At 41.3% G+C, this 13,399-nt stretch carries 10 protein-coding genes; 4 read left to right on the top strand and 6 right to left on the bottom strand.

Going from position 1 to position 13,399, the window contains the following annotated elements:
• The 3 genes from DFP82_RS09280 to DFP82_RS09270 form a co-directional block, all read right to left on the bottom strand.
• Positions 1 to 1,506 (bottom strand): pyridoxal phosphate-dependent decarboxylase family protein, encoded by a 1,506-nt coding sequence (locus DFP82_RS09280; RefSeq protein WP_220034734.1) that lies wholly within the window; start codon positions 1,504 to 1,506, stop codon positions 1 to 3.
• 128 nt (positions 1,507 to 1,634) lie between these two features.
• Positions 1,635 to 2,984: a diaminobutyrate--2-oxoglutarate transaminase family protein gene (locus DFP82_RS09275; RefSeq protein ID WP_110923453.1), complete on the bottom strand. Its 1,350-nt coding sequence runs from the start codon at positions 2,982 to 2,984 to the stop codon at positions 1,635 to 1,637.
• Between the two features lie 395 nt (positions 2,985 to 3,379).
• Positions 3,380 to 4,093 (bottom strand): DarT1-associated NADAR antitoxin family protein, encoded by a 714-nt coding sequence (locus tag DFP82_RS09270; RefSeq protein WP_110923452.1) that lies wholly within the window; start codon positions 4,091 to 4,093, stop codon positions 3,380 to 3,382.
• 404 nt (positions 4,094 to 4,497) lie between these two features.
• On the opposite strand from DFP82_RS09270, the gene DFP82_RS09265 reads away from it, so the two are divergent.
• The 4 genes from DFP82_RS09265 to cueR all read left to right on the top strand — a co-directional run bounded on the left by DFP82_RS09265 (position 4,498) and on the right by cueR (position 9,975).
• Positions 4,498 to 5,619, top strand: coding sequence for a Fic family protein (locus DFP82_RS09265; RefSeq protein ID WP_110923451.1), 1,122 nt, complete (start codon positions 4,498 to 4,500; stop codon positions 5,617 to 5,619).
• 254 nt (positions 5,620 to 5,873) lie between these two features.
• Positions 5,874 to 6,518 (top strand): ABZJ_00895 family protein, encoded by a 645-nt coding sequence (locus DFP82_RS09260; RefSeq protein ID WP_110923450.1) that lies wholly within the window; start codon positions 5,874 to 5,876, stop codon positions 6,516 to 6,518.
• 495 nt (positions 6,519 to 7,013) lie between these two features.
• Positions 7,014 to 9,476: a heavy metal translocating P-type ATPase gene (locus DFP82_RS09255; RefSeq protein ID WP_110923449.1), complete on the top strand. Its 2,463-nt coding sequence runs from the start codon at positions 7,014 to 7,016 to the stop codon at positions 9,474 to 9,476.
• A 106-nt stretch (positions 9,477 to 9,582) separates the two neighbouring features.
• The gene (gene cueR, locus DFP82_RS09250; RefSeq protein WP_110923448.1) at positions 9,583 to 9,975 is read left to right on the top strand and encodes a Cu(I)-responsive transcriptional regulator; all 393 of its coding nucleotides are present in this window, start codon (positions 9,583 to 9,585) and stop codon (positions 9,973 to 9,975) included.
• A 204-nt stretch (positions 9,976 to 10,179) separates the two neighbouring features.
• Here the strand turns inward: cueR and DFP82_RS09245 are convergent, their stop codons facing one another.
• The 3 genes from DFP82_RS09245 to DFP82_RS09235 form a co-directional block, all read right to left on the bottom strand.
• Positions 10,180 to 11,268, bottom strand: a complete 1,089-nt coding sequence (locus DFP82_RS09245; RefSeq protein WP_110923447.1) for a hypothetical protein — start codon at positions 11,266 to 11,268, stop codon at positions 10,180 to 10,182.
• 410 nt (positions 11,269 to 11,678) lie between these two features.
• Positions 11,679 to 12,101 (bottom strand): acetyl-CoA carboxylase biotin carboxyl carrier protein, encoded by a 423-nt coding sequence (locus DFP82_RS09240; protein WP_110923446.1) that lies wholly within the window; start codon positions 12,099 to 12,101, stop codon positions 11,679 to 11,681.
• Positions 12,102 to 12,124: 23 nt separating this feature from the next.
• Complete coding sequence (locus DFP82_RS09235; RefSeq protein WP_110923445.1) at positions 12,125 to 13,312, bottom strand: NRAMP family divalent metal transporter; 1,188 nt, start codon at positions 13,310 to 13,312, stop codon at positions 12,125 to 12,127.
• Positions 13,313 to 13,399 lie beyond the last annotated feature (87 nt).

The following is a 13,399-nucleotide window of genomic DNA, read 5'->3' as shown; positions in this document are numbered from 1 at the left end:
TTATTTCTTCCCATCAACGTTCAGGTCGTCAGAATTAAGTTGCTTAAAACCAGTAATAGCCATCTGCTCAATGATGTCTGCAATATCATTGATTTGGGTATTGGGATTTAGAATGGTGAATTTAAGGCAAAGGCACTGCTTAAACTGGGTGGTGGCCACATTGGCGATATTATTGACCAATAATTCTTGCGCAATGTGACGATTGAGCTGAGCGAGTTGGTTATCAGATAGCGCGGTATCTTTGGGTGCAAAGTAAAACAAAACACTGCTAATAATAGGCTCATGTACCAGTACAAAATTTTCATTTGCATCAATCAGCTTTGCCGCCTGCTTGGCAGTATCCAGACAGCTATCAATCAAGGCTCCATAGTCATCCGTTCCCAGTAAGTCCAGCGCCATCCACAGCTTTAAGGCATCGAAACGGCGTGTGGTCTGTAAAGAGTAAGTCACCAAGTTTGGGATATTGTCTTGTTCGTCATCAGCAGAGTTTAGATACTCGCTATGATGGCGAATACTCTCGAAATTTCGATTGTCTCGTAAGAGAAAAGCACCGCAGCTGATCGGTAAGAAGAAATGCTTGTGAAAATCCAAGGTGATAGAGTCAGCTTGATTCAGCCCCTCAATCAAGTGTCGATAGCGCTGTGACAATAGCAATGCCCCACCCCATGCCGCATCGACATGTAGCCATATCTGTGCATCATGACAAATTTTGCCAATAGCCATGAGAGGGTCAATAGCACCCAAATCCGTTGTGCCCGCAGTTGCGATGATGGCCATCACATTGTCAGCACCTAGCCGATTTATCTGATGTTGTAAATCAGACATTAACATGGCACCTGATGCATCAGTCGCTACTTTAATGACAGATTTTTGACCCAAACCCAATAGCGCCGCGTTTTTTTCGATAGAAAAGTGTGCTTGGTCTGAGCACAGAATTGCGCCAACAGGCTGACCCACCAGGCCGTCCTTTTGCACATCAACGCCCTTAGCCTTATAGAATTGATTGCGTGCTAAAAGTAGACCCATCAGATTACTTTGCGTACCACCACTGGTAAAGACGCCACCAGCGTTATGACCTGTCCATTCATCAAAGAGGACACCAGAGATATCATCAAACCCACAACGTTGACACAGCCAATGGATCAAATCTTTTTCGATATAGGTCGCTGCTGGACTTTGATTCCACGAGTCCATACTTTGGTTAGTAGCCGCGATAATCATCTCAGCAATCTGACCAATAACTAGTGTGGGTGGATGCAAATGAGCTAAGCAATTCGCATTGGCCGTCGACACACAACTGGGTAAAAACTTACTTTGAATATCAGCGAGTATCGTGTCGATGTCTCGGCCTTGCTCACGGATGCTAAAGGTATTGGTCGCTTGCACTTGTTGCGGCGTGCCGCCCAAGTACACATTATTGTCGTCTAGCCATTGTTTGATGACAGCGCTGGTTTTTTGCATATGCGTGACATATTGCTCACTGGTTTGCTGATTTAATAAATGCAAAATATCCTCACTTGTTTATTCCACGATGGTATAAATCGCAAATAAGTGACTTATTATTAGAGTCGTTATTAGAGTTGTTATCAGAGCTTTTTTATAAATGTGTGAATCATGCTAAAGCGCTGGCAAGACTATTGATTGTCCTCTAGCGCCATATCAAGCCTTTGCAAGACTTGCTGCAGCTCATCTTTGGTTATATTGAGGGGCGGCAATAATCGCAGTACTGTGCCACCGCGCCCGCCCTTTTCAATCACCAATCCATGTTTGAAACACGCTTGTTGGATTTTGGCAGCCACATCGCTGTCTGCTGGATAGCTACCATCATTTTGCTTAGGTAGGCTGGGATTGATAATCTCTATACCAATCATGAGACCACGTCCTCTGACTTGGCCCATTTTTTGATAGCGCTGTTGGCGTATTTTTAGCTGCGACATGAACCATGCGCCTATTTCTAAAACATAGTCAGCAACGTTATTGTCTTTTAAGTAATTGAGAGTGGCAAGGCCAGTCGCCATGGCTAATTGATTGCCTCTAAACGTGCCAGAATGATTGCCTGCCTGCCATACATCGTATTGTTTTTTGATACCCAATACTGCAAGTGGCAGACCACCACCGATTGCTTTTGACATCACAATCATATCAGGGTCAATATCGGCATATTGATAAGCGAACCAACGTCCTGTACGGCAAAACCCTGTTTGTACTTCATCGATGATCAGCATGATTCCTAGCTCTTTTGTCACTCGGCGCACATGCTTCAGCCATTCTATGGGCGCAGGGTTGACACCGCCTTCCCCTTGTATAACTTCCAAAATGACCGCGGCTGGTTTCACCACGCCACTCTCTACATCTTTTAGGAAGTTTTCAAAGTAGCTCATATGGGCATGAATGCTTTGCTCAAAAGGCAAGCCAAACGCGCAGCGATACATATTGGGATAAGGTAAGAACTGTACCGAGCTCATCAGACCTTCGATACCTTGTTTAGGTGCCAAGTTCCCTGTCACCGCCAGCGCGCCATGTGTCATGCCATGATAGCCACCGCTGAAGCTAACAACACCTGAACGACCCGTGACTTGTTTGGCCAGTTTAATAGCCGCTTCTACCGCATCAGCACCCGTCGGGCCACAAAACTGCAAGCAATACTCATCGCTATTGGTGGCGAGTAGTTTGTACATGAACTCGCTGAATTTGTCTTTTAAAGGTGTAGTAATGTCCAATGTATGCATCGGTAGGTTGCTGTCTAATAGCGCTTTGATGCTTTCTATGACTACGGGATGATTGTGTCCAAGTGCCAGCGTGCCAGCACCTGATAGGCAGTCGATATACTCATTACCTTCCACATCAGTAATCCACGCCCCTTTGGCTGATTGAATCGCAAAAGGTAGCTTACGTGGATAACTGCGAACCTTCGATTCAAATTGTTCTTGACGGTGTAAGTAGCATTCGTTATCAAGTGGTTTGTCTAAAAGGATCGTGTCCATAGCTTTAGCCTTGTTATTGTCAGTCGTCTTGGATAAACATTCAAAAGTAAGTGTTGACGCTTACTTCTTAAAATACTGCTTATTTTTATTGAATAACAATGTAAATGATAATCATTATTATCAATGACGCGTAGTATCTACCTCTGATGATTTTCTGTCAACCCCTACTTATTGGTTTTTTCGATATGTTAGGGTGTATCCTCATTTCAAAAATGGAGATAAAAATAAGATAGATGGCCATCAAACGAGAAAAAATTAGCGCGAATGTTGATTTGATAAACGAAAAAGAGCACAGAGGATATTCTGTGCTCTTTTGTTATATCTGCCTGCTATCTAATGCCTACTAACTACTAACTACTAACTACTAACTACTAACGGATGCAGTAGTCTAACTATTAGACCCAACCATCTTCCAACAGGTGCTCAGTATTACTGATCTTAAAACCGTTGCATAAGTCATAAAACGTCATTGGATCTTCAACATTATCGAGCAACTCTCGTTTATGCAGCGCCACAAATAACGCTAACGCATATGCCGCACTATGGATGGACTTTTTAGGATTAAAAGTGATATCAGTGAACCCTTGATATTGAATGACCTCCTCATGCAGCTGAGGGTTTTGCTTTAGAGCATTCACGTACAGCCAGTCATAAAACGTGGTCAATGGCTCTACGCCCCACTCCATACCAAAGTAATTATAGCCAATGAGCTCGCCTGAGGTGGTGAGTCGCTCATCTTTGCGGGCTTGTCTTGGCGCTACTGTTAGCAGATCAAGATAAGGACCACCATCTTCAAAAATCATGCTGGCTTGAAAGGCATTTTCGACACTATATGGATTGCCATCATGCTCATCCGTAATCTGTAAGCTGAACGGGCTTAGCGGAAAACTCAGCTTATTGCCAGACTTGCTAGAGAGCTCAAGTACTTGCTTAAATCCATACTTTTTGCGAATGACTTGTTGTAGGTCATTGATGGATTTTTTCTTTTGTCTGGTTGCAAATCCCACATGTCGCTCAAACATAACCATGTCTGTTTTTACCAAATTGTCACTGTTGACTTTGGGCATGAATACGGGTCTTTGTTCTATCGTGTTTGGTGCGTCTTCCATAGTGATGTGCCTTAATATCAATGGTCTTGTATAAAGTGTGCTTTCATCATTAATCTAGCAAAAATACTTATGACAGCTGATTCTGTCACTGCTATCAACGTTCTTTATTATTGGGGTTTTACTTTCTAGTAATAAAATATCGCTGCTCAATCTGAAATGCGCTGAACCGAGTCAACGCTCGCGGAGGCAGTTTATCTTATTCTTAGTCATTTATCCTACCCTATTTCAAGGTTATTGATAACCTTACTGAGTTTTTTGCATCAATGCTTTGCATGGTGTAAACATAAGCAGTGTATTTGACCTATATTCGTCTTACTTTATCCTAAATGCATTGAATAACCGTGACAATCTCCGCATAATATGCATTGAATAGCATTATTAATCACCGCATCTATGAGAAAGTTATGAAATATGTGACATACAACCATGAGCGATCAGATTGGACACAGTGGCACTGGTCAGATAAACAATTGCTGCCATTGGTTAGCCGTGTGCGTATATTACAAGGTTATTTACTCGGGCAGCTATCAACACTAGGGTTTGATTTAAACGTTGAAGCACAGTTGGATGCGGTGACGCTTGAAGTGGTTAAAACGTCTGAGATTGAAGGTGAAACGCTGAATAATGAGCAGGTACGCTCCTCTGTTGCGCGTCACTTGGGCATAGATACTAGTGACATGCCAGCGGCGACGCGTGAGATTGATGCTATCGTTGAGATGATGCTCGCAGCCACTTATGGCTATCAGTCACCGCTGACCCTGACTGACTTGTTGGGATGGCATCACGCTTTGTTTCCAACAGGGTATAGCGGTCTATATCGTATTAACACAGGAGAAATCCGTGATGATAGCAAAGGCCCTATGCAAGTGGTATCTGGCGGCTATGGGCGCGAACAGATTCATTTTGTAGCGCCAAGTGCTGAGAGGCTGCCTATAGAGTTAGAACGTTTCTTGTTATGGTTCAATACAGCAGCAGATGCGCAAGACGACTTAGATCTGGTTATCAAAGCCGGTATCGCTCATTTATGGTTTGTCACATTGCATCCTTTTGATGATGGCAATGGCCGTTTAACTCGTGCCATCACTGAGCGGGTGCTGGCGCAAAGTGATAATAGTCAGCAGCGATTCTATAGTATGTCGGCTCAGATACTCCAGCAGCGCAATGACTATTATAAAATACTAGAGCGCACACAAAAAGGCGACTCCGATGTGACTGAGTGGCTAACTTGGTTTCTACAGACGCTAGAGCAAGCACTGCTATCTGCCCAGACAACAACCAATAAGATTATCAGCAAAGCAAAATTTTGGCAGACGCATCGTCAACAAGCTCTAAACACTAGACAGGTAACTATGCTCAATACCTTACTAACGAGTTTTTATGGCAAGCTGACCACCAAAAAATGGGCAACGATAACCAAGTGTTCGGCTGATACTGCATTGAGAGATATCAATGACTTGGTAGAAAAAGGCATGTTAAAAAAATCTGATGCCTCAGGACGTAGTACGAGTTATGAAGTCATGCTGTGAATTCAGGATTTTAATAAACAATTTTCTAAGGACGCTCTACAATTTGAGAAACGTCCAATTAAGGATTGTTTAGAGTGTTAGGGCTCGCGGTCTATTATTAGTGGTTCCATTATACCAGTCTGTTAATAGGTTTGAAGGCTGAAGTAGCTGGTTCCCTTGGGGTATACATTAATAGAACTACAGCTTTATCATATTGATCAAAAAGTAAAGTGAGTGAGTTCTAAACTATTATAAATTGAATGGATTTAATTTTTATGAAACATCAAAGTTACCAACCTGTGTCATTGATACCGTATATTTTAGGTTTTGGTATATTAGATATTAGCGTTTCCATCATGTTGGGCTTAATAATTGGCAAGTCCATTGGGATATCTATCAGCGCTATAGTAGGTGGTTTTATCGTAGCACATTGTTTTTTAAAGAAAAATAATCGACTTTTGAATAAAGTCGAACAAGTAAAAATAGCCTTTGGTAGCCTTCTGATTGTTATGTCATTATCATTTGGTATACTTTATTTTTTATTCCCAAATATAATATTGAAGTCTTCTTTTAAAAGTTCGTTCTTTATTATGATGATTTTAGGATTTATGATCTATAAGTTTGTCAGCAATTTTCTAATATTAAAAGGCTGTAACTACCTATTAAAAAATGATAAAAACTATTACTTTAATGAATATGGTTATCTAATTGAAAAAATGCCACATACAGCAACACATTTTGAAGGTAGAACTACCCAAGTACCACAACAATTAACCGAACTACTGGCACAAAACAAACAACAATATCACTCTCAGTTCAGTCAAGGATCAAAAAAACGTTGGCTGATAAATATCAGTATTTTGTTAGTTATTTGTATAATTGTAATTGTCATTATTCAAGTCATCGCAATCTCTAAATAAGCTTTATATGTTGAAAAAATCGTATATTTAAGCTTGGTAAACTAAACGAATAGATAACAGTTTAGATTTTTGAAGATGGATTGAGTCATGTCTGATTTACCATAAGCACTGCTATGGTAAATCAAAATAATGTTATCTATTATTCGATAAGCTAATTACATGTACACTATGAAGTACATTAGAATTGTCCTAATAAATCAGGCATTGATACCATTATCCTACAGCCAAACATTTAAGTCCTCACTAGGTAAGGTACCGCCTTTGTTTCCATGAGATAAGTTATCGGCAATACCCTTCTTACCCTCCTTTGTTATCTACAACTCCTCTCATTTAAACCTTTCGCACCCTTACTTCGTCATCACAACACGGTTCAGGAGTAATGTTTTGAAAGTATTATAGAAATACGCTTGACCTTACCATGATGTCAACCTATATGCTGTCACTATAGATTTGAAAATAAGATTAAAAATATAGTTAAAAACGACAGAGGTTGTTATGAAAACAAAAAATACTAAAGCCCCTACTTATCATGAAGTGCTGAGCATTGAAGGCATGAGCTGCGCCTCTTGTGTTGGGCGTATCGAAAAACAATTAAAAAATATTGAGCATGTTGAAAATGCCGAGATAAACCTTGCCACTGAACAGGCGACTGTTTACTCATCTCAACCTGTAGATGTTGCCCAGTTAAACAAAGCGGTAGAGCGCGCAGGCTATAAGGTGACTAAAACCCAGCCTATCGAGCTATCCATAGAAGGCATGAGCTGTGCATCGTGTGTTGGACGAGTAGAAAAATCCTTGGCCAAAGTCGCTGGCGTGCAACAAGCTACTGTAAACCTTGCGACTGAACGCGCTTGGATTAAAGGTGGTGCTCAAATACAAACGAGTAAATTGATTGAGGCGGTCAAAAAAGCGGGCTACGAGGCCAAACTGGTAGAACAAGATCAAAGTGATCGACAAGATAAGAAAGCCTCGGAGCAAAATCAGCTTAAACGAGATTTAGGGCTTTCTGCGCTGTTGTCACTGCCCGTATTCATTTTAGCAATGGGCTCGCATATGATTCCCGCCTTTCATATGTGGGTGGTGAATAACCTCGGCACTCAGCAAAGTTGGCTGATACAGTTTGTTTTGACCACATTGGTATTACTCTTTCCAGGCCGACGCTTTTATCAAAAAGGCGTGCCAGCCTTATTGCGTTTTGCGCCAGATATGAATTCGCTAGTGGCGATTGGTACTATCGCAGCGTATGGCTTTTCCCTCATAGCGACATTTATCCCGCAAGCGTTACCTGAAGGCACGGTGCACGTCTATTACGAAGCCGCTGCCATGATTGTGAGCTTGATATTATTAGGTCGTTATTTTGAAGCAAAAGCAAAAGGTCGTACTTCTCAAGCCATTCAGCACTTAGTAGGCATGCAGGCAAAGACTGCCCGTGTACATCAAGATGGCAAAGTCATTGAAGTCCCTGTAGAGGACGTCACTGCACAAATGATAGTTGAGATTCGTCCAGGCGAGCGTGTGCCTATCGATGGCGAAGTCGTTGACGGTCACAGCTATATTGACGAATCGATGATTACGGGTGAACCTGTTCCTGTAAAAAAACAAGCAGGCGCTCAAGTGGTCGGCGGTACTATCAATCAAAACGGCACTGTAAATATTCGAGCCACGGCCATTGGTGAAGATTCTGTATTAGCACAAATCATTCGTATGGTAGAACAAGCCCAAGGCTCTAAATTACCGATTCAAGCATTGGTGGATAAAGTCACTATGTGGTTTGTACCAGCGGTGATGTTTTTATCAGCATTAACCTTTATAGTTTGGTTGATTTTTGGTCCTGACCCTGCCTTAACCTTTGGTTTAATCAATGCGGTTGCCGTGCTTATTGTAGCCTGCCCTTGTGCAATGGGATTGGCCACTCCCACCTCTATTATGGTCGGTACGGGTCGTGGTGCCGAATTGGGTGTGCTATTCCGTAAAGGTGAAGCGCTACAAATGCTTCAGGACGTGAGCGTGGTGGCCGTTGATAAAACAGGCACATTGACTGAAGGCAAACCTACGTTAACGGATTTCCAAGTCCAACAAGGGTTTGAGAAAGAACAAGTCCTACGTGTGGTGGCATCGGTTGAAGCAAAATCTGAGCATCCCATTGCCTTAGCCATTGTACAAGCCGCAGAAAAACAGAATATTCAACTGCTCCCTATCACTGACTTTGAGGCGATGACTGGTCTAGGTATTCAAGCAAACGTGGCAGGCCAAGTGATTCATATTGGCGCGGATCGTTATATGCAACAATTGGGGCTTGATGTTGCGCCTTTTGAACAAGATGCGCTACGTTTGGGGCAAGAAGGTAAAACCCCACTCTATGTATCTATTGGCCAGCAGTTGGCCGCTATCATCGCCGTTGCAGATCCTATTAAAGAGACGACTCATGCCGCCATTGCCGCACTACATCAGCTGGGCTTAAAAGTAGCTATGATTACAGGCGATAATCGTCATACCGCCCAAGCGATTGCCGCAACATTAAATATCGATCAGGTAGTAGCAGAAGTACTACCCGAAGGCAAGGTAGATGCAATACGCCAGTTGCAAGAACAATATGGCCGAGTGGCATTTGTTGGTGATGGTATCAATGACGCCCCTGCATTGGCTCAATCCGATGTTGGATTGGCTATTGGTACAGGCACAGACGTTGCGATTGAGGCGGCTGAAGTGGTGCTAATGTCAGGTAGTCTGCAAGGTGTGCCTACTGCAATTGCCTTGAGTAAAGCCACCATCAGCAATATCAGACAAAATCTGGCTTGGGCATTCATTTATAATGTTGCTTTAATCCCGATTGCCGCAGGTGTCTTGTATCCCGCCTTTGGTATCCTGCTCTCACCCATTTTTGCGGCAGGCGCCATGGCGCTGTCTTCTGTTTTTGTCTTAGGCAATGCATTACGCCTCAAGTACTTTAAAGTATAGTCAGCGAACTACTAAACCGCTACAGAGTGAATGTAGAATCGTAAAGGATATCCATATAGGGTTTAAACATTAATGCTTAAACCCTTTCTAGGTTAGGATGATAAATATGAATATTGGTCAAGCATCAAAGCAATCAGGTATCTCTACCAAAATGATTCGCTACTATGAGCAGATTGGCTTGCTAGAAACAGTCAATCGATCGAACTCAGGTTATCGCTTGTATTCTAAAGACGATATAGACGACTTATGCTTTTTAAGACACTCTCGTGACTTAGGATTCTCATCCAAGCAAATGAAAGAGTTACTGTATTTGCGCAAAAATGCCAACCGTCAGAGTGCAGATGTTAAGCAACTGACACAAGAGCATATTGAAACATTAAACCAAAAAATTGCCCAATTGCAAGAGATGGTCAATTCGCTACAAAACTCTTTTGATCATTGTGCAGGCGATGATAATGCAGACTGCGCTATCTTAGAGGATCTTGGGCAAGCTAAATGAAGCGGACGCTAGCATTAACTCATTTATAGCGCGTTCTTATTTGGAGTCATTACTCGTAATAATCTTGAGTATCAATGTTTGACCAAACTTACTATGCCAATACACCTCTAAAACAAGTCAATCTATGGTTTAGAGAATCAATGGATTCACTAATGAATTTGATCTGTTTGCGGTTATAAGAAGAAACCCTTCTGAATTTGTATTTCATTCGGCTAACATCAACTTTACTTTAAGAAATGTCAGGTTAATTTCATCACAACTAGTGAAGTTAAACTTACCTTTTGTAACTTCATTGAATCGTTCAAAGTAGTAGTTCAATAGTGGATCGTATCTATCACCGTACACCCAACTATAGAACTTTGACAGTTCATAACTTAACTGCACGCCAAGGCCTGAGCGAACTCTAACCATAGAGTCATTTTCTAAATCAACGAGGTTCATCACTTGAAGATTAGTCTTAATTTCTCCAATTAGAGGTAAGAGAGAGTCTTTGTAATTATCGGCCATTTGCACAAGTTTGGGTTCAGTAACTTCTGCTTCGAAAATCATAATTAGATCATTAATTTCACTATCATAATAATCGTTGTCTAAGCGTTTTTTAGACTCATTCCTAAGAATATAGAGCTGTTCAAGCGGATCATGTTTCGTTTCAATCGTTTGGTTTGAAAGGTTTTTCTGATACTCGCTGAATAAACTTTCTATCCTGTCTGCAATAACATCTAGATAGTCATATCGAGTAATGAGAAATTCCAATAACTCATTTATGTTGAGGTTTAACAGTAGATCTTCTGCATCTACATCTCTACTGTATAAATGGACACTTAAATCGCCACTATTGACATGACTCTCAAAAGGCCAACTAGCAAAGCGTTTTGATTTCGATTGCTTTAAATCCACAGGGTGAGCACCAAAGCAAGCTCTTATAGTCTTGAAATAGTTGTTATCATCTTCACTAGGAAACAAGCGTTCATTAAAACACTTTTTTTCACCTGAAAATGGTATGTTTTTTTCATTTATAAATACTCTGTGCAGTTGCTTAATTGATTCGAATATAAGGTCAATCGAAGATATTAAAGAATAGACCTGCATAGATTTTGTATCTATGTTTTTATCAAAATTAGTGACGTTCTCCAAATGTCGAACTGACACTGTAATCCAGTCTAAACAAGAACAGACTAGGTTAAAAAGGTTCTTGTCACCTTTATTTTTATAGATTTGATATACAAAGCTTGAGTTAGAATTTACTAAATTCCGGAAGTCTCTTATCTTATCATCACTAATGACATCTCTCATTTGTTACTAACCTCATAATTAGCTGAAATTTGTGAGCTTCCCAGCTTTTACTAGATAGCTTTTAACTCAGAATAACATCCTTCTTGAGACTTAACATTGGAAATAAAGACCTATAGCAATCGCAACTCCAATACCTATTTCGCTTACTGCTAAATTTCGTCAAAGTTCCAAATAGTTTCTTTGTTTTTACCAAAATAAGCGCCATTTCCTTGTAAAAGAACCAATTGTTATTTGCCCTTGTTTCACACCTTATTAAACCACGATTTCCGTAAAAAATTCAGTTTTCACAGAGTTAGCGATAAAACATTGCTTAAGCGATGATAATACTCAGCACATAAAAAAACCCTTTAAGCGACAGATGATGCTTAAAGGGTTTATATTTTGATTTAACCAAAACTACGTTAACTGTTTTAACTACGGACTAACTCAAAAATAGGCTGTCCGTACTCAATGTTTTGGCCACTTTCAACCAAGACAGCCGTGACAACACCTTCTTTATTACTAATCACTGGCTGCAAACGGGTCAATTCATCAATGAAGCAAACGGTCTGACCTTTTTGAATATGGTCGCCTTCTTTGACCAAGTTGTCTGTTGCATCGTCTTCACTTAAGTAGACCTGCCCTACATAAGTGGCACCTACTTGCAAGACATCACTACCAGTCTGCTCAGGCTCATTAGTAGGCGTGGCCTCTATAGGATTAGCGCTAACATTATTCTGCGCACCTAGATTGTTAACCACCGTAATAGACTGCCCATTGTCTGCAATCGTGACTTCGTGCAGCTGACTGCTTTCAACCAGTTTGACCACACGTGCTATTTGCTCTATATCCATAATACATTCCTTAACTTAATTTTTTAACTCATGCCCAGATATTTAGCAATGGTCATGACACTTAGGATGCTCATCACGATGGCGATTAACCAACCAAATACCGCAATCCAAATAGGATGCTTATAATTGCCAACGATATTTTTTCTGTAGGCGGCAATCAAGATGATGACCATGGCGATAGGCAATACCAAACCATTTAACGTACCGACCAATACCAGTACTTGGGCTGGTTTACCGATAGTGGCAAACACCATTGTCGAGATCACGATGAAACCAATAATGAAGTAGCGTTTGTGCTTCTCAATGAATGGATGGAAGTTGGTCATAAAAGACACAGAGGTATAAGCAGCACCAATCACCGAGGTCACAGAAGCCGCCCAAATCACCATACCAAAAATAACTTTACCCGCATTTCCTAAAATATACTGAAACGGCGACATGGCTGGGTTTGCTGGGTCCAATGCAAAGCCTTGAGATACCACGCCTAATACTGCAAGGAATAAAAATACGCGAATAACAGAGGCAATTAAAATACCAGAGACCGAGCTTCTGGTCACTGATTTTAAATTCTCTTCTCCACTCACGCCTGCTTCTAATAAGCGATGCGCACCTGAGAAAGTAATATAACCGCCAACCGTACCGCCGACTAACGTCACGATAGCGACTGCATCAATTTTGTCAGGCATGATCGTTTTGCTGACGGCTTCTGCTAATGGTGGATCAGATTTAAAGACCACATAAATGACCAATACAATCAGGATAAAGCCCATTAACTGAGCGAACTTATCCATCATAGGGCCCGTTTCTCGGCCTAAAAATATCGCTACGGCAATCACACCACTGATCAGGGCGCCTGTAATGGGCGACATATTGAACATGGACTGCATGCCAAGTCCGGCACCGCCAATATTACCAATATTGAAAGCCAGACCACCCGCAATGATTAAGAAAGCGAGCAAGTAACCGACACCAGGGAACACCAAGTTGGCGATTTCCTGTGCACGTTTTTTGGAGACTGCGACTACTCGCCAAACGTTAAGCTGGACACCGATGTCCATAACAATAGATATTAAGATAACAAAGCCGAAACTTGCCATTAGGCTTTCGGTGAATGTGGCCGTTTGGGTCAAAAAGCCTGGCCCTACTGCTGATGTAGCCATCAGAAAGGCCGCGCCTAAAATGGCGGTATTGTGTTTTTTTATAGTGCTCATAAACATCCTTGTGCTATATGGGATTATTTAATCAAATGATTAGGGCGTGTCCTCATTTTAAAAATGGTGGTAAAAATGAGATAAATT

Origin of the sequence: Psychrobacter fozii (genome assembly GCF_003217155.1) — a bacterium.
Taxonomy (GTDB): Bacteria; Pseudomonadota; Gammaproteobacteria; order Pseudomonadales; family Moraxellaceae; genus Psychrobacter; species Psychrobacter fozii.
The sequence above is the reverse complement of the archived record's forward strand: the minus strand, read 5'-3'. Positions and strand labels throughout refer to the sequence as shown.